General features: G+C 64.8%; 16 protein-coding genes. 6 read left to right on the top strand and 10 right to left on the bottom strand.

Annotation, left to right across the window (positions count from 1 at the left end; translation table 11 throughout):
• Window positions 1-93: 93 nt before the first annotated feature.
• The 4 genes from JJB99_RS18675 to eno all read right to left on the bottom strand — a co-directional run bounded on the left by JJB99_RS18675 (window position 94) and on the right by eno (window position 4,410).
• Entirely contained in the window at window positions 94-645 is a 552-nt protein-coding gene (locus tag JJB99_RS18675; protein ID WP_200493816.1) for an NADPH-dependent FMN reductase, read from the bottom strand.
• 180 nt (window positions 646-825) lie between these two features.
• Window positions 826-1,824: an MBL fold metallo-hydrolase gene (locus JJB99_RS18670; protein WP_200493815.1), complete on the bottom strand. Its 999-nt coding sequence runs from the start codon at window positions 1,822-1,824 to the stop codon at window positions 826-828.
• 113 nt (window positions 1,825-1,937) lie between these two features.
• Complete coding sequence (locus tag JJB99_RS18665; RefSeq protein ID WP_200493814.1) at window positions 1,938-3,077, bottom strand: zinc-binding dehydrogenase; 1,140 nt, start codon at window positions 3,075-3,077, stop codon at window positions 1,938-1,940.
• A 49-nt stretch (window positions 3,078-3,126) separates the two neighbouring features.
• Window positions 3,127-4,410, bottom strand: a complete 1,284-nt coding sequence (eno, locus tag JJB99_RS18660; RefSeq protein WP_200493813.1) for a phosphopyruvate hydratase — start codon at window positions 4,408-4,410, stop codon at window positions 3,127-3,129.
• A gap of 174 nt (window positions 4,411-4,584) precedes the next feature.
• Here eno and JJB99_RS18655 point away from each other — a divergent pair, with 174 nt between their 5' ends.
• Both JJB99_RS18655 and queF read left to right on the top strand, forming a co-directional pair.
• Window positions 4,585-5,562, top strand: a complete 978-nt coding sequence (locus JJB99_RS18655) for a Vgb family protein (protein WP_200493812.1) — start codon at window positions 4,585-4,587, stop codon at window positions 5,560-5,562.
• Between the two features lie 40 nt (window positions 5,563-5,602).
• Window positions 5,603-6,064 carry a preQ(1) synthase gene (queF, locus tag JJB99_RS18650; RefSeq protein ID WP_200493811.1) on the top strand — a complete coding sequence of 154 codons (462 nt, stop codon included), beginning with the start codon at window positions 5,603-5,605 and terminating at the stop codon, window positions 6,062-6,064.
• Window positions 6,065-6,078: 14 nt separating this feature from the next.
• On the opposite strand, the gene JJB99_RS18645 is transcribed toward queF, so the two are convergent.
• The 3 genes from JJB99_RS18645 to JJB99_RS18635 form a co-directional block, all read right to left on the bottom strand.
• Window positions 6,079-7,290 carry an MFS transporter gene (locus JJB99_RS18645; RefSeq protein ID WP_200493810.1) on the bottom strand — a complete coding sequence of 404 codons (1,212 nt, stop codon included), beginning with the start codon at window positions 7,288-7,290 and terminating at the stop codon, window positions 6,079-6,081.
• Window positions 7,290-8,141, bottom strand: coding sequence for a 3-deoxy-8-phosphooctulonate synthase (kdsA, locus tag JJB99_RS18640; protein WP_200493809.1), 852 nt, complete (start codon window positions 8,139-8,141; stop codon window positions 7,290-7,292). The genes JJB99_RS18645 and kdsA overlap by 1 nt, the downstream gene beginning before the upstream one ends.
• Before the next feature lie 124 nt (window positions 8,142-8,265).
• Window positions 8,266-8,592: an NIPSNAP family protein gene (locus JJB99_RS18635; protein WP_200493808.1), complete on the bottom strand. Its 327-nt coding sequence runs from the start codon at window positions 8,590-8,592 to the stop codon at window positions 8,266-8,268.
• A 137-nt stretch (window positions 8,593-8,729) separates the two neighbouring features.
• Here JJB99_RS18635 and JJB99_RS18630 point away from each other — a divergent pair, with 137 nt between their 5' ends.
• Entirely contained in the window at window positions 8,730-8,990 is a 261-nt protein-coding gene (locus JJB99_RS18630) for a BrnT family toxin (protein WP_200493807.1), read from the top strand.
• Complete coding sequence (locus JJB99_RS18625) at window positions 8,974-9,261, top strand: BrnA antitoxin family protein (protein WP_200493806.1); 288 nt, start codon at window positions 8,974-8,976, stop codon at window positions 9,259-9,261. Before JJB99_RS18630 ends, JJB99_RS18625 begins: the two co-directional genes overlap by 17 nt.
• Before the next feature lie 5 nt (window positions 9,262-9,266).
• Here JJB99_RS18625 and JJB99_RS18620 read toward each other — a convergent pair whose 3' ends face one another.
• The 3 genes from JJB99_RS18620 to tpiA form a co-directional block, all read right to left on the bottom strand.
• Window positions 9,267-10,898, bottom strand: coding sequence for a CTP synthase (locus JJB99_RS18620; RefSeq protein WP_200493805.1), 1,632 nt, complete (start codon window positions 10,896-10,898; stop codon window positions 9,267-9,269).
• A 166-nt stretch (window positions 10,899-11,064) separates the two neighbouring features.
• Entirely contained in the window at window positions 11,065-11,451 is a 387-nt protein-coding gene (secG, locus tag JJB99_RS18615; RefSeq protein WP_200493804.1) for a preprotein translocase subunit SecG, read from the bottom strand.
• A gap of 135 nt (window positions 11,452-11,586) precedes the next feature.
• A complete protein-coding gene (gene tpiA / locus JJB99_RS18610) occupies window positions 11,587-12,342 on the bottom strand; it encodes a triose-phosphate isomerase (protein WP_200493803.1) in 756 nt (251 codons plus the stop codon).
• Between the two features lie 226 nt (window positions 12,343-12,568).
• Between tpiA and JJB99_RS18605 the strand changes: the two genes are divergently transcribed.
• Both JJB99_RS18605 and trpD read left to right on the top strand, forming a co-directional pair.
• Window positions 12,569-14,467, top strand: a complete 1,899-nt coding sequence (locus JJB99_RS18605) for a SurA N-terminal domain-containing protein (RefSeq protein WP_200493802.1) — start codon at window positions 12,569-12,571, stop codon at window positions 14,465-14,467.
• Window positions 14,468-14,481: 14 nt separating this feature from the next.
• Window positions 14,482-15,495, top strand: coding sequence for an anthranilate phosphoribosyltransferase (gene trpD / locus JJB99_RS18600; RefSeq protein ID WP_200493801.1), 1,014 nt, complete (start codon window positions 14,482-14,484; stop codon window positions 15,493-15,495).
• The last annotated feature ends 7 nt before the right edge of the window (window positions 15,496-15,502 follow it).

Below are 15,502 nucleotides of genomic sequence, written 5' to 3'. Positions count from 1 at the left end.
ACCGCTAGTCGTCATGCCCATCCACGTTCGTCGTTGCGGTCAGCCAAGACGCGGATGGCCGGGACAAGCCCGGCCATGACGGAGAATGAGACCTCAGCCGTGGTGCTTGGCCACGTGCGCGGCGAAGGCGTCGATATAGGCTTGGAGCACGGGCTTCAGCGACTCCTTGACCAGATTACCTTCCGCATCGAAAGCGTCGCCGACGGCGTTCAGATAGGTCTCCGGCTGCTGCATGATCGGGCCGGAAATGCCCGGCAGAATGTTCTGCAGCGTCTTGGCGGCGCTGACGCCACCGAGCGGGCCAGGCGAGTTCGAGACGATGCCGACCGGCTTGCCGTTGAACGAGCTCTTGCCATAAGGGCGCGAGGCGACGTCGATGGCGTTCTTGAGCACGCCCGGAATCGCCCGGTTGTATTCGGGGGTCACGAAGATGACGCCGTCGGATTTCTGAATCTTCTCGCGGAAGGCCAGCCAGTCCGCGGGCGGCGCGCCCTCGAGATCCTGGTTGAAGAACGAGATGCCTCCCAGCGTGACGACCTCGAGCTTGAGGGATGCGGGCGCCAGTTTTGCGAGCGCATTGGCGATCTTCAGCGAGAAGCTGTCCTTGCGCAGGCTGCCGGCGATAACGACGATGTTGTAGGCCATGAAGTGTCCTCGAGGGCTTGAGCGGGAGTGCCGGGCGGCACTTAAGCGATCCGGGTCGATCGATGCAAGTGCATGAACCAGTCCGATTTGGAAACGTAGAGTTTCCCGAAAGCAGATGGTCATCCAAAGCAATCGGGCCGCCAAGCGGCGGCCCGATTCTTCGCGAACCTCTCGTCCAGCTCAGATCGTCGGATTCCACGCCGACGGGATCAGGCGATATTTGGCGCCGTCCTTCTCGACATGACCGACCGAGGGGAAGGTGAAGTGGAAGCCCACAACCGTTGCCTTCTCGGCCGCCGCCATGTCGAGGAATTTGTGGCGGGTCTCCTGCGCCATCGCGGGATCATTGTCGAACGCCACGTGCCAGTCCGGATTGCGCAGGAAGAATTCGGGAATGTTGGTGACGTCGGACTGGATCAGGATCTTGGCATCGCCGGAGGCGACTGCGAACGAGGTATGGCCGGGCGTGTGGCCCGGCGTCGCGATCGAGGTGATGCCCGGCGCGACCTCCTTGCCCCACTCGTACTTGGTGACCTTGGACTCGAGGCCCGCAAAGGTCTTCTTCACGTTGGCGAAATAGTTCTTCATCATCGCGTTGGACTCGGCCTTGGCGGCGTTGTCCGCGCTGGTCCAGAACTCCCAGTCCTTGCCCGGCACCATGATCTCCGCATTCGGGAAGGCGAGCGCGCCGTCGGCGAGGCGAATGCCGTTGGTGTGATCGGGATGCAGATGCGAGAGCAGCACTACGTCGATGCTCTTGGGATCGACGCCGGCAGCCGCAAGGTTTTGCAGCGTGCGGCCGACCGCGCCCTTGCTGGGCTCGAGATTGGCGACGCCGTTGCCGGTGTCGATCAGCACCAGCTTGGAGCCGGTGTTGATGAGCTGCGGGTTGAACGGCACCGTCACCATGCCCTTGGGCATGTAGGCGGCCTCGCCCGCCGCGAGCGCCTCCTCCTTCGACAGGTTAGTGACGAACTTGTCCGGCATCGGGAAGGTGCGCGCCCCGTCATTGATCGAGGTGCACTCGATGCTGCCGACCTTGTAGCGGTAGAAGCCCGGCGCCTGCGTGCCGGCTTGCGGCACTGCGGCATCGGCGGCCCTCGGCCGGAGGCCGGTGGCGGCAGCCACGCCAATGGCGGCGGCGCCTGCGAGCAAATGGCGGCGATCGAGATCGGTCATGGAGAGGTCCCCTTCTGAGCGCTCTGCGGTTTTTCCGCTTTCAAATGACGGCGGAATAATCCGCCGCTTCGCTCAGAAGGCAAGACCTTCTTTCGGTGACCGGCCGTCGCCGATCACGACAATTTATTTGGGTTGATGAGGAATTTTTCGCCGGTGGCGCGTTTGGCGTACACCGCGATATTGGCGGGATCGAGTGCCTCCTGAAGAGACACCACTTTGGTGTAGTGGCTGGCGAAGGTGGTCTTGAGTTCGGACGCCACGCGCTGGCGCAGGCGCCCGATATCAGCCGGACCGATCTTCTGGAGGAACGGCGTCAGCAGCCAGCCGCCAACGCCCCAGCTGAGGCCGAACGACCGGTTCAGCTCAGTCGGGCGCGTATCGAGGCTGCCGTAGATGTAGACCTGCTTGTACACGTTGGAGCCGTAGCGGCTGTATTCCTTCGCGGTCTTGTTGGCCGCCACTTCCATCGCGGTCAGGATCTGGCTGGCGAGCTTGCCGCCGCCGATGGCGTCGAAGGCGATGGTGGCGCCGGTCTCCACCAGCGCGTCCGTGAGATCGTCCATGAAGCTCGGCGCGGAGGAATCGACGACGTGCTTGGCGCCGATCTTGTGCAGGATGTCGGCCTGCTCCTTGCTGCGGACGATGTTGACGAGGCCGATGCCGTCCTTGATGCAGATCTTGTTCAGCATCTGGCCGAGGTTGGACGCCGCAGCCGTATGCACCAGCGCCTTATGGTTCTCCCGCCGCATCGTCTCGGTCATGCCGAGCGCAGTCAGCGGATTGACGAACCAGGACGCGCCGTCGGCGGCCGTGGTGCCGGCCGGCAGCTCCATGACGTCGCGGACCTTGAGCACGCGGTACTGCGTGTACATGGCGCCGCCGATCATCGACACCGTCTTGCCCATCAGCGCTTTTGCGGCATCGGACGCACCGGTCCGGATCACCGTGCCGGCGCCCTCATTGCCGACCGGCAGCGACTGGTCGAACCTCGCCGCCATCATCCGCATCGCGCCTTCCGGCATGGTCGCGGTGATGACCGGCATCTCCCTGGTGCCGGACGCCTTGGCGGCCGACATATCGGCGGCGCCGATCAACAGGCCGAGATCGGACGGATTGATCGGCGTCGCCTCGACGCGGACGACGACCTCGTCGTCGGCCGGCTCCGGGGTCGGGACATTCACGAGGGACAATTCCAGCTCGCCGCTCTTCTTGAGCAGTGAACGCAATTGCATTCCGGTCTTGCCGTCGCTCATGTCTAATCCTCCCCTGTTTCTGTTTTTCGCGTGTCGCGCGGGCGCCGGCTTATGCCAGCGCCTTTAGTGCCGCCCTGCCGCCATAGAGCGCCTGCTTGCCGAGCTGCTGCTCGATGCGCAGGAGCTGGTTGTATTTGGCGGTGCGATCGGAACGCGCAAGGGATCCGGTCTTGATCTGTCCGCAGTTCGTGGCGACCGCGAGGTCGGCGATGGTGGAATCCTCGGTCTCGCCGGAGCGGTGCGACATCACCGAGGTATAGCCCGACTTGTGCGCCATCTCGACGGCGGCGAGCGTCTCGGTCAGCGTGCCGATCTGGTTGACCTTGATCAGGATCGAATTGGCGCGGCCGGCCTTGATGCCTTCGGCGAGGCGCTTGACGTTGGTGACGAAGAGATCGTCGCCGACCAGCTGGCACTTCTTGCCGATGAGATCGGTGAGCTCCTTCCAGCCGTCCATGTCGTCTTCCGACATGCCGTCCTCGATGGTGACGATCGGATAGCGCGAGACGAGATCGGCGAGATATTTGGCCTGCTCGGAGATCGAGCGGGTCTTGCCCTCGCCTTCATAGACATACTTGCTGTCCTTGAAGAACTCGGTCGAGGCGCAGTCGAGGCCAATCACGATGTCGCTGCCAGCCTTGTAGCCGGCCTTGCCGATCGCGTTCATGACGAAGTCGAGCGCGGCGTCGGCCGACGGCAGGTTCGGGGCAAAGCCGCCCTCGTCGCCGACATTGGTGTTGTGGCCGGCCTTCTTCAGCTCCGACTTCAGCGTGTGGAAGACCTCCGCGCCGTAGCGCAGCCCTTCCGCGAAAGACGAGGCGCCGACCGGGAGGATCATGAACTCCTGGAAGTCGATCGGGTTGTCGGCATGCACGCCGCCATTGATGATGTTCATCATCGGCACCGGCAAGAGCCGCGCGGCGGTGCCGCCGACATAACGATAGAGCGGCATGTCGAGCGAGTTCGCGGCCGCCTTGGCGCAGGCGAGCGAGACGCCGAGAATGGCGTTGGCGCCCAGCCGGCTCTTGTTCGGCGTGCCGTCGAGGTCGATCATGATCTGGTCGATCTGGGCCTGCTGCTCGACATCGAGGCCGCTCAGCGCCTCGAAGATCTCGCCGTTGACTGCGCCGACCGCCTTGGTGACGCCCTTGCCGAGATAGCGCGCCTTGTCGCCGTCGCGCAGTTCCACGGCTTCATGGGCACCGGTCGAGGCGCCTGACGGCACGGCGGCGCGGCCAAGCGCACCATCTTCCAGCACGACGTCGACCTCGACGGTGGGATTGCCCCGGCTATCGAGAATTTCGCGGCCGATGATGTCGATAATGGCGGTCATGATGTACACTTCCGTTCGTTAGGGCTGATCGGTGCCGCGGGTCTTACACGGGCCGCAAGCAAATGTGAACGCTTGGACGATCCGGTTCGACGGACGCGCGAAGGACATCGGACTAAGCTTGACGCTGCCTGGTCCGTGCGTCCAACCTCAATCTGAAACAGTCGGGGTAACGCCATGAATCGCCGCCAGTTTCTTGCCTCGAGCACCGCCTTCCTCGCGACCCGCCCATCTTTTGCGCAGGAAGGCCCGTTCCGGACAAAATTTTTCCCGATCAGGCCCGGCATCGGCCTGCACGACCTCGCTCCCGCCGCCGACGGCACGGTCTGGTTTACGGCGCAGGGCAAAGGGATGCTCGGCCGGCTCGATCCCAGGGATGGCAGCTTCAAGACGGTCAGCCTCGGCGACGGTGCCGCCCCGCACGGCGTGACCATCGGGCCCGACGGCGCGCCCTGGATTACCGAGGGCGGCCAGAACGCGATCGTGCGGGTCGATCCCCGTGATCTCAAGGTCACGCTGTTCCGCCTGCCCGAAAAGTACGCCTACGCCAATCTCAATACCGGTGTGTTCGACCGAAGCGGCACCTACTGGTTCACTGGCCAGTCCGGCTATTACGGCCGTCTCACGCCGCAATCCGGCGCGATGGACGTGTTCAAGGCGCCGAAGGGCATTGGCCCCTATGGCATCGCAGTCACGCCCAAAGGCGACGTCTGGTACGCCTCGCTCGCCGGCAGCTACATCGCCAAGATCGATCTCGCGACCGGCCACGCCAATGTCGTCGAGCCGCCGACGCCCGGCCAGGGCTCCCGGCGCGTCTGGTCGGACTCGAAAAGCCGGATCTGGGTCAGCGAGTGGAACAGCGGGCATGTCTCAGTGCATGATCCCGCTGACAGCTCCTGGAAGACCTGGAAGCTGCCGGGCGAACGCCCCCGCACCTACGCGGTCTATGTCGACGACAGAGACAAGGTCTGGCTGTCCGACTTCTCGGCCAACGCGATCGTCCGCTTCGATCCCGTGACCGAAAAGTTCAACGTCTTCGCCAGCGACAAGGCAAACGCCAATGTCAGGCAGCTCGACGGCCGCCCAGGCGAGCTTTGGGGCTGCGAGTCCGGCAACGACCGCATTGTGCTGATTCAGACAATCGCCGCCGGTTGACGACGGCTTTAATTGCGTCCATCCCGACATCCGCAAAAGGATGACGATGATGGCGAAGAAGCCCCTCCAGCTCGGCCGCGCGGTCGAGTGGCCGCACACACCGGATGAAGCCCAGCTCGACCGCGTGCCCAATCCGCAAGGAGGCACCGACTATCTGGTCCGCTTCACCGTGCCGGAATTCACCTCGCTGTGCCCGGTCACAGGCCAGCCCGATTTCGCCCATCTGATGATCGACTACGCGCCGGGTCCGTGGTTGCTCGAGTCGAAATCGCTAAAACTCTACATCGCGAGCTTCCGCAATCACGGCGCCTTCCACGAGGACTGCACCGTGATGATCGGCAAGCGCATCGCGAGCGAGATCAAGCCGAAATGGCTTCGCATCGGCGGCTATTGGTATCCGCGCGGCGGCACCCCGATCGACGTGTTCTGGCAGACCGGCCGCGTGCCGAAGGGCGTGTGGGTGCCGGAGCAAGGCGTCGCGCCCTATCGCGGGCGGGGTTAGCTTCTACTCTTCGATCAGGCCCGCGCGTCCGACGGCGCGCGCTGCCTGAGCAGTTGCGCGCAGACGAGGCCGAGGCACACCATGATCGCCGCGCTCGCGAGCAGGGTCGGCACCTTGCCGCCATGCTGGAGGCCAAGGCCGTAGGCGATCGGACCGACCGTCTGCCCCATGAAGAAGAAGAAGGAATGCAGCGACATCGCCGTCGCACGCGCGCCGATCGACAGCTCGCTGGCGAACACCTGCAAGCAGCCGTGGATCATGTAGAAGCCCCAGCCCATCGCCAGCATGCTGGCGAATTGCAGCTTCCAGCCGGGACCGAACGCAAGCACGCCGAGCTGCAGGGCGACGAGGCTCGCGCCCGCGATCATCATGCCCTTGACGCCGAGCCACGGCAGGAAGCGCGAGACCGTGAAGGTGTAGAACAGTCCGCCGACGGCGAAACCCGCGATCACGATGCCGGCGATCGACAGCGACTTCTCGCCGAGATCGAACAGCAGCGCGGCGATGAAGGGAAACAGGCCGAACACGCAGCAGCCCTCGACGAACACCGCCGAGTAGCAATAGCGCGTGTTGGGGTTGGCGAAGATGGTGCGGTAGCCCTGGCGCAAGGTCTTCAGGTCGCTCTTCGGCGGCGCCGTCAGCGCGGCACCGCGAAAGCCGGCCGCCACCGCAACGGCCGCAATGAGACCGAGCGCGCCGAGGATCATGAGCACACCGCGCCAGCCGATGAGATCGCCGATGATGCCGGAAGCGGAGGCGCCGAGCAGATTGCCGGTCATCGACCCCGCCAGCGTGCGCCCGATCGCGACCTGCCGCCTGGCGGGCGCGACGAGGTCGGCGGTCAGGCCGAGCGCAACCGGAAACACGCCGCCGGAGGCGATGCCGGCCAGGATGCGGCTCGCGAACAGGCCCGAGAAGGACGTCGCGAGCGCACCAAGAATGCAGGAGACGCCGAGCAGCGCCAGGCACAGCGTCATCAGGCGCGCCTTGCCGAACAGATCGGCAGCTGCGCCGATCACCGGCTGGACCAGCGCGTAGATCAAGGCGAAGCCGGCCGCGATGCTGGCGGCCGTGGTGATGCTGATCGAAAAATCCTCGGCGACATGCGGCAGCACGGGATCTAGCGCGCGCGTAGACAAGGCCGCCGAGAAGCTTGCGAGCGCGATGATATTAATTGCCGGCGGAAACTTCTGGTCGGCGGCCGGCCTGGTCACAGGCTGGTGCATCAGCGCGTTGTGCTCTTGGCCAGTGAGTCGAAAGCCATTAGCCTGCGAATAAGCCCTTCGAACTCCCGCAGCGGCACCATGTTGGGGCCATCCGACGGCGCGCGATCAGGATCGGGATGGGTCTCGATGAAGACGCCGGCAACGCCGACCGCGACCGCCGCGCGTGCCAGCACCGGCACGAATTCGCGCTCGCCGCCGGAAGAAGCGCCCTTCCCGCCCGGCTGCTGCACCGAATGGGTGGCATCGAAGATCACGGGCGCGCCGGTGGTGCGGGCCAGGATCGGCAGCGCGCGCATGTCGGAGACCAGCGTGTTGTAGCCGAAAGAAGCGCCGCGCTCGGTGACGAGCACGTTGGGATTATTCGCGCTCGTGATCTTGGTCACGACATTCGTCATGTCCCAGGGCGCCAGGAACTGCCCCTTCTTGACGTTGACGACCTTGCCGGTCGCGGCGGCTGCGAGCAGAAGATCTGTCTGCCGGCACAGGAAGGCCGGGATTTGCAGGATGTCCACCGCCTGGGCAACCTCGGCGCATTGCGTGGCCTCATGCACGTCGGTCAGGACCGGCAGGCCGAGCGAAGCGCGGATTTCCGCGAAGATCGGCAGCGACTGCGCAAGGCCCAGACCGCGCGCAGCGGAGGCGCTGGTGCGGTTGGCCTTGTCGAACGAGGTCTTGTAGACGAGGCCGATGTTCAGCCGCGCGGCGATCTCCTTCAGCGCTGAAGCCACCTCCAGCGCATGCTGGCGGCTTTCGAGCTGGCACGGCCCGGCAATAACCGAGATCGGCAGATCGTTGCCGAACTTGACCGTGCCAATGGTGACGACCGGCGCCGCCGAATTCGAAGAGCTCAAGGCAAATCCCTCGTTTCGCCGCGACCATAGCGGCGATGAGGGTCGGATCAACCCTATTTGGCCCGGGCCGTCAGAATATCAGGGTTGCGCCAGGGTTGCTCGTAGCGGCCGCGCCGGAATGCCGCTACTTGACCGACGAGAAGGCGGTCGGCGCCAGGATCTGGCTGACGATGTTGGCGACGATCTGGCCGTCCGCTTCCGTCTTGGTCCGCGCATCGAGCCATTCCGGATCGGCCACGAACGCGCCCCACTTCTTCTCGCGCTCGGCGAGCGACTCCCAGGCCAGGAAATAGGTCAGCTCCTGGTTGGATTCGCCGATCACCGTGGTGAAGAACCCGGCCTGCTTGATGCCGTGCTTCTCCCAGATTTTCAGCGTCATCGTCTCAAAGCGCTTCAAGAGCGCCGGCAGGCGGCCGGGCACGCAGCGGTATTGTCGCATTTCGTAGATCATTCTCGCTTCCTCCCTGATCGTTCCTGCGATCTATAGCTGCGGCTTTTGCAACTGTCTTGAGGCGCTGTGCTCATGCCTCCTCTGCCGATCATTCACGGCGATTGACGGCACAGCACGCAAATCGTATATACATAAAAATGTCGGATTTCGATCCCGCGAAAGATGCGGCCAATGTCGCGAAGCATAGCATCTCGCTCGCGCGTTGGTCCGACATGGAAATCCGGGCCGTCGTGCCTGTCGAACCGTTTGATCATGGCGATCCCCGCTATCGTGCCTACGGGTTCATTGATGGCGTTGCGCATTGTCTGGTGTTCACCATCCGCAGCGAACGGTATCGACCGATCAGTCTGCGTCGCGCCCACGCAAAGGAGATGAAGCGCTATGTCGCGGAAGACTAAAGGATCCGTCGTCGATCACGAAAATCCCGAGTGGACCCGCGCCGATTTCGCCAAGGCGGCCAAGTTTCCTGCTGGCGTCCGATTGAAGGATGTCAAGCCGGGGCAGCTTGCCTCGTTGGTCGGCAAACGCGGCCCTCAGAAGACTCCGACCAAAATTCCGGTGTCGATCCGGCTCAGCCCTGAAGTGGTGGAGCACTTCAAGGCACAGGGCCCTGGCTGGCAGTCGAAGATCGACGCCGCGCTTCGCAGGATGGTCAAGAAGGCGAGCTAAGGCGGCTACACCAGCCGGCTCTGCACCATCGCTGCCTGGATGAACGAGGCGAACAGCGGGTGCGGCTCGAATGGCCGCGACTTCAGTTCGGGGTGGAACTGGACGCCGATGAACCAGGGGTGATCTTCGTACTCGACGATTTCAGGCAACACGCCGTCGGGCGAGAGCCCAGAGAATTTGAGCCCGTGCTGCTCGAGGCGATCCTTGTAGGCGGTGTTGACCTCGTAGCGGTGGCGGTGGCGCTCGGAAATCTCGGTAGCGCCGCCATAGACCTGCGAGACGCGGCTGCCGCGGTTGAGCGCGGCCGGGTACGCGCCAAGGCGCATGGTGCCGCCGAGATCGCCGGCCTGCGAGCGCTTCTCGAGCTCGTTGCCGCGCAGCCATTCCGTCATCAGGCCGACCAGCGGCTCCTTGGTCGGCCCGAACTCGGTGGAGTTGGCATCCTCGATGCCGACGAGATTTCGCGCGGCTTCGATGACTGCCATCTGCATGCCGAAGCAGATGCCGAAATACGGCACGTCGCGCTCACGCGCGAACTGCGCCGCGCGGATCTTGCCTTCGGCGCCGCGCTGGCCGAAACCGCCCGGCACCAGGATGCCGTTGACGTGCTCGAGGAAGGGCGCCGGATCTTCCTTCTCGAAGATCTCGCTTTCGATCCAGTCGAGATTGACCTTCACCTTGTTGGCGATGCCGCCATGCGAGAGCGCCTCGATCAGCGACTTATACGCATCCTTCATGCCGGTATATTTGCCGACGATGGCGATGGTGACATTGCCTTCGGGATTGCGGACGCGCTCGTTGATCTCTTGCCAGCTGCGCAGCTCCGGCGGAATCCGCGAGGCGATGCCGAAGGCGGCGAGCACCTCGTCGTCGAGGCCCGCATTATGATAGGCCTCGGGGACGGCGTAGATGTTGTCGACGTCGCGCGCCTCGATTACGGCGCTTTCGCGCACGTTGCAGAACAGACCGAGCTTGCGGCGCTCTTCCTTCGGGATCTCGCGGTCGGTGCGGCAGAGCAGGATGTCCGGCTGGATGCCGATCGAGCGCAGCTCCTTGACCGAGTGCTGCGTCGGCTTGGTCTTCAATTCGCCGGCACTCGGGATGTAGGGCAAGAGCGTGAGATGGATGTAGACGGCGTGATCGCGCGGCAGCTCGTTCTTCAGCTGGCGGATTGCCTCAAAGAACGGCAGGCCCTCGATGTCGCCGACGGTGCCGCCGATCTCGACCAGCACGAAATCGTATTCGTCATTGCCGTCGAGCACGAACTCCTTGATGGCGTTGGTGACGTGCGGAACCACCTGGATGGTCGCGCCGAGATAATCGCCGCGGCGCTCCTTGGAGATGATGTCCTGGTAGATGCGCCCCGTCGTGATGTTGTCGGCCTTGGTCGCAGGCCGCCCGGTGAAGCGTTCGTAGTGACCGAGATCGAGATCGGTCTCCGCGCCGTCATCGGTCACGAACACTTCGCCGTGCTGATACGGCGACATGGTTCCGGGATCGAGGTTGAGATAGGGGTCGAGCTTGCGGAGGCGGACCTTGTAGCCCCGGGCTTGCAACAGGGCACCCAGTGCCGCCGAAGCCAGACCCTTGCCGAGCGAAGAAACCACGCCGCCGGTGATGAATATGTACCGCGCCATGGGACTTAACCTCTAATCCCTCGAATTCGATTCGCCAAAGCGATTCGTATTCCGCCCCAAAGATTCTGCGGGCCTGTGGGTGATCCGAAACTGAGAGTGGTGACAGGGCCTTGATGGGGATTATTGATGCAGGACGGTAGCCACCGCCCTGCATGGCCCCCCTGCTTTATTGCGAGCGCGGCACCTGCGGGCCTGATGGCGCCTGGTTCTGCTGCTGCTCGTCGGCCTTCTTCAGCGTGTCGAGGATGCCGCCCGAGGTCGGCGCCGAGATCGGCGCTCCGCCGGCCGGCTGGCCCTGCGATGTCGGCTGGCCGATGATCGACGAGGGCGCACGGTTGTAGCCGGCGTACCAGGACAGGAACAGGCTGGTCAGGAAGAAGCCCGCGGCCAGGACCGCGGTCGTGCGGGACAGCAGGTTCGCGGTGCCGCGGCTCGACATGAAGCCCGCGCCTCCCCCCATGCCGAGCCCGCCGCCTTCCGACTTCTGGAGCAGGACGGCGCCGATCATGATGGCGACGATCATGAGGTGGATGACGATGACAACGGTCTGCATAGTATCCTTCCGTCACAAGCGGGCGGCGCCTGACGGCGGCCGATCGCGCTTCGCGGGTTTTCCTGAAGTTGCGCGGTGTTACACGATCGGGCGAGGCATTGCCACCCCGATCGGTCGCATACCGACTTGGGATAGCTAGGGACAGCCCTTGGCAATCGCAAGGAAATCGGCCGCCTTCAGGCTGGCGCCGCCGACCAGCGCGCCGTTGACGTTCTTCACTGCCATCAGCTCGGCCGCGTTCGAGGGCTTGACCGAGCCGCCATAGAGGATGCGCATCCTGGCGCCCTCCGCCTTGAAACGGGAGGTCAGGAGTTCCCTGATAAAGCCATGAATTTGCTCGACATCCTGCGCCGTAGGGGTCAGGCCGGTGCCGATCGCCCAGACCGGCTCGTAGGCCACCACCAGGTTGGCAGCGGTGGAGCCGTCCGGCAGCGATCCGTTGAGCTGCCCGCGCAGGATATCCAGGGTCTGGCCGGCATCGCGCTGGCCTTGCGTCTCGCCGATGCAGACGATCGCGATGACGCCGGCGCGCCAGGCGGCTTCCGCCTTCTGCCTGATCAACGCATCGCCCTCGCCGTGGTCGGCGCGGCGCTCGGAATGGCCGACGATGATGGCGCTCGCCCCCGCATCCGCCAGCATTTCGGCGGCAATATCGCCGGTATGGGCACCGGAGGCCTTCGGGTGGCAGTCCTGGGCCCCGACCGCGACCGTCTTGCCGCGCGCCTTGTCGGCAAAGGCCGCAATCAGGGTCGCCGGCGGGCAGACCAGCAGATCGGCCTTGGCGGCGACGTCTGCCGCGCCGTTGAGCATGGCGTCGAATTCGGCAGCCGAACCTTTCAGGCCGTTCATTTTCCAGTTGCCGGCGATCAGCGGTCGGATGGCGTCAGTCATGTCAACTTCCAGCAAATGAGGTTTGCGTATGCGCTAGCAGAGCTCCCGCGGCAGTTCCAGAGACCTGAGAGCTTTAAGCGCAGCGGCTTCGGGCGGGCCGCGTGAGCCGAGGTTGCGGGGGGAAAGCCGCCACTTTATGATGATTGATCAATTTGGTGACGCGCTTTTGCGGAATCTGCATTAAGACGCGCTCCGTTCCCCTCCTGACCAAAACAAGTTGGACCAAATGCTTCGAGGAATGCGCAAGGCCTCATCAAACTGGGTCGGCAAGACCATTATGGCGATCGTGATGGGCGTGCTGATCATCAGTTTCGGCATTTGGGGCATCGCCGACATCTTCCGCGGCTTCGGGCAGTCCACGCTGGCCAAGGTCGGCCACACCGAGATTTCGCTGAACGAGTTCCGCCAGATCTACACCGACCGCCTGCAGCAGATCGGCCGCCAGTTCGGCCGGCCGCTGACGCCCGACCAGGCCCGCGCCTTCGGCCTCGACCGCCAGGTGCTTCAGCAGACCATCGCTGAAGCCGCGCTCGACGAAGAGGCGCGCCGCCTCGGGCTCGGCCAGTCCGACGAGCAGATCCGCCAGGTCATCATGAACGACCCCAACTTCAAGGGCGTCAACGGCACCTTCGATCCGAGCCGCTTTCAGGGGCTGATCCGGAATTTCGGCTACACCGAACAGCGCTACGTCTCCGAGCAACGCAAGGTGTCGCTGCGCCGGCAGATCACCGGCACGATCGGCGCCGGGCTCGAGCCTGCGAAGGCCATGATCGACGTGGCGACGCGGTTCCAGAACGAGCAGCGCGGCATCGAATTCGTCAGGCTCGACGCCGCGCAGGCGGGCCAGATCGATGCGCCCTCGCCCGAGGCGCTCGCCGCCTATTTCGAGGATCACAAGGTCCAGTTCCGCGCGCCCGAATACCGCAAGATTGCCTTCGTCGTGATCTCGCCGGAGGAGATCGGCAAGTGGAGCGAGGTGTCCGACGAAGACGCCAAAAAGCTGTTCGATCAGCGTAAGGACCTGTTCGGCACGCCGGAGAAGCGCCAGATCCACCAGATCGTGTTCCCCACCGTGGCCGAGGCGCAGGCCGCGCGCGAGCGCCTCGTCGGCGGGACGTCGTTCGAGGACCTCGGCAAGGAGCGCGGGCTGACCGCCTCCGATGTCGACCTTGGGCTCGTGACCAAGTCCTCGCTTGACCCGGCGGTTGGCGATGCCGCCTTCGCGCTTCCCGCAGGCGAGATCAGCCAGCCGATCCAGGGCCGTCTCGGCACCTCCATCGTCAAGGTCGACAAGATCGTGCCGGGCGTTGAGGCGGACTACGCAAAGGTCGCACCCGACATCAAACGCCAGATCGCCACCGAGCGCGCCCGCGTCAAGGTCGCCGATCTGCGCGACAAGATGGAAGACGAACGCGGCGGCGGCGCCAGCGTAGTCGACGCAGCGCAAAAGCTCGGCCTCACCGCGGTGACCATCGATGCGGTCGACCGCTCCGGCCGCGCCCCGAACGGCCAGCCGGTCGCCGACATCCCGCAGGGCCTCGACGTGGTGTCGCAGGCCTTCAACACCGATGTCGGCGTGGACAACGACCCGATCTCGTTCAAGGGCGGTTATGTCTGGTACGACGTGCTCGCCATCACGCCCTCGCGCGACCGCAATCTCGACGAGGTCCGCGACCAGGTCGAGGCGCGCTGGCGCCAGGACCAGATCGCGACCAAGCTGAAGGCCAAGGCGACCGAGATCGTGCAGAAGCTCGAAGCTGGCGGCAAGCTGGCCGACGAGGCCGCCGCGATCGGCGCCAAGTTCGAGATCGCGACCGGCTTCAAGCGCGACGATACGCCCGCCGGCGTGCCCGCGGCCGTCGTGGCGGCCGCCTTCCGCACCGTCAAGGACGGCGTCGGACAGACGCCGGTGACCGGCGGCGCCGAGGTGATCGTGTTCCGCGTCACCGACGTCGTCGACCCCACGGTCGATGCCGCCTCCGAGCCCGTCAAGAAGCTGAAGGACAGCCTCGACCGCGCGCTCACCGACGAGCAGGTCGCCGCCTATGTCAGCAAGCTTCAAACCGACATCGGGACCAGCATCAATCAGGCCGCCTTCGCGCAGGTGACCGGCGCGAACCAGTGAGTTGAAAGCACGCGATGGACGACCTGAAATCGATCATAGGAAAAGTGGCGACCGGCGCCAGCCTGTCGCGTGAGGAAGCAGCGTCCGCCTTCGACGCCATGATGTCCGGCGAGGCCACCCCCTCGCAGATGGGCGGCCTGCTGATGGCGCTCAGGGTCCGCGGCGAGACCGTGGACGAGATCACCGGCGCCGTTACGGCGATGCGCTCCAAGATGCTCACGGTCGATGCGCCGGCGGACGCCGTCGATATCGTCGGCACCGGCGGCGACGGCTCCGGCTCGGTCAACGTCTCGACCTGCGCCGCCTTCATCGTCTCGGGCACGGGCCTGCCCGTCGCCAAGCACGGCAACCGCGCGCTGTCGTCGCGCTCAGGCGCCGCCGACGTGCTGGCCTCGCTCGGCGTCAAGATCGACCTCAGGCCGGATCAAGTCGGCCGCTGCGTGCGCGAATGCGGCATCGGCTTCATGTTCGCCCCAGCGCATCATCCGGCGATGAAGAACGTCGGCCCGACCCGGGTCGAGCTTGCGACACGCACAATCTTCAACCTGCTTGGTCCGCTCTCCAACCCGGCCGGCGTGAAGCGGCAGATGGTCGGCGTATTCTCCCGGCAATGGGTGCAGCCGCTGGCCCAGGTGCTCAAGAACCTCGGCTCCGAATCCGCCTGGGTCGTGCACGGCTCCGACGGCCTCGACGAGATCACCCTCACCGGCCCGACCTTCGTCTCGGCGCTCCACAATGGCGAGATCAGGAATTTCGAGGTGACGCCGGAGGACGCCGGCCTGTCGCGCTGCGAGGGAGGTGCGCTGAAAGGCGGCGATGCGGACGCCAATGCGATCGCGCTGCAGGGCGTGCTCGACGGCAAGCCGAGTCCCTATCGCGACGTCGCCCTGATCAATGCCGCCGCGGCGCTGGTCGTGGCCGGCCGCGCCAGGGATCTCAAGGAAGGCGTCGCCCTCGGTGCGAAGGCGCTCGATAGCGGCGCGGCAATCACGCGGCTGAAGCATCTGATCGCTGTCTCGAACGGCTGAGTTTCCC

This window comes from Bradyrhizobium diazoefficiens (assembly GCF_016616235.1).
GTDB lineage: Bacteria > Pseudomonadota > Alphaproteobacteria > Rhizobiales > Xanthobacteraceae > Bradyrhizobium > Bradyrhizobium diazoefficiens_H.
Note: the sequence above shows the minus strand (reverse complement) of the source record. Positions and strands in the feature narration are given on the sequence as shown.

Coding starts and splice junctions, on each gene's coding strand:
- JJB99_RS18620 (WP_200493805.1), bottom strand. CDS start 10,898: ATGGCGCGGTACATATTCATCACCGGCGGCGTGGTTTCTTCGCTCGGC.
- eno (WP_200493813.1), bottom strand. CDS start 4,410: ATGACCGCCATTATCGACATCATCGGCCGCGAAATTCTCGATAGCCGG.
- JJB99_RS18670 (WP_200493815.1), bottom strand. CDS start 1,824: ATGACCGATCTCGATCGCCGCCATTTGCTCGCAGGCGCCGCCGCCATT.
- JJB99_RS18630 (WP_200493807.1), top strand. CDS start 8,730: ATGTCGGATTTCGATCCCGCGAAAGATGCGGCCAATGTCGCGAAGCAT.
- trpD (WP_200493801.1), top strand. CDS start 14,482: ATGGACGACCTGAAATCGATCATAGGAAAAGTGGCGACCGGCGCCAGC.
- JJB99_RS18625 (WP_200493806.1), top strand. CDS start 8,974: ATGTCGCGGAAGACTAAAGGATCCGTCGTCGATCACGAAAATCCCGAG.
- queF (WP_200493811.1), top strand. CDS start 5,603: ATGACGATGATGGCGAAGAAGCCCCTCCAGCTCGGCCGCGCGGTCGAG.
- JJB99_RS18645 (WP_200493810.1), bottom strand. CDS start 7,290: ATGCACCAGCCTGTGACCAGGCCGGCCGCCGACCAGAAGTTTCCGCCG.
- secG (WP_200493804.1), bottom strand. CDS start 11,451: ATGCAGACCGTTGTCATCGTCATCCACCTCATGATCGTCGCCATCATG.
- JJB99_RS18605 (WP_200493802.1), top strand. CDS start 12,569: ATGCTTCGAGGAATGCGCAAGGCCTCATCAAACTGGGTCGGCAAGACC.
- JJB99_RS18635 (WP_200493808.1), bottom strand. CDS start 8,592: ATGATCTACGAAATGCGACAATACCGCTGCGTGCCCGGCCGCCTGCCG.
- JJB99_RS18675 (WP_200493816.1), bottom strand. CDS start 645: ATGGCCTACAACATCGTCGTTATCGCCGGCAGCCTGCGCAAGGACAGC.
- JJB99_RS18655 (WP_200493812.1), top strand. CDS start 4,585: ATGAATCGCCGCCAGTTTCTTGCCTCGAGCACCGCCTTCCTCGCGACC.
- JJB99_RS18665 (WP_200493814.1), bottom strand. CDS start 3,077: ATGAGCGACGGCAAGACCGGAATGCAATTGCGTTCACTGCTCAAGAAG.
- tpiA (WP_200493803.1), bottom strand. CDS start 12,342: ATGACTGACGCCATCCGACCGCTGATCGCCGGCAACTGGAAAATGAAC.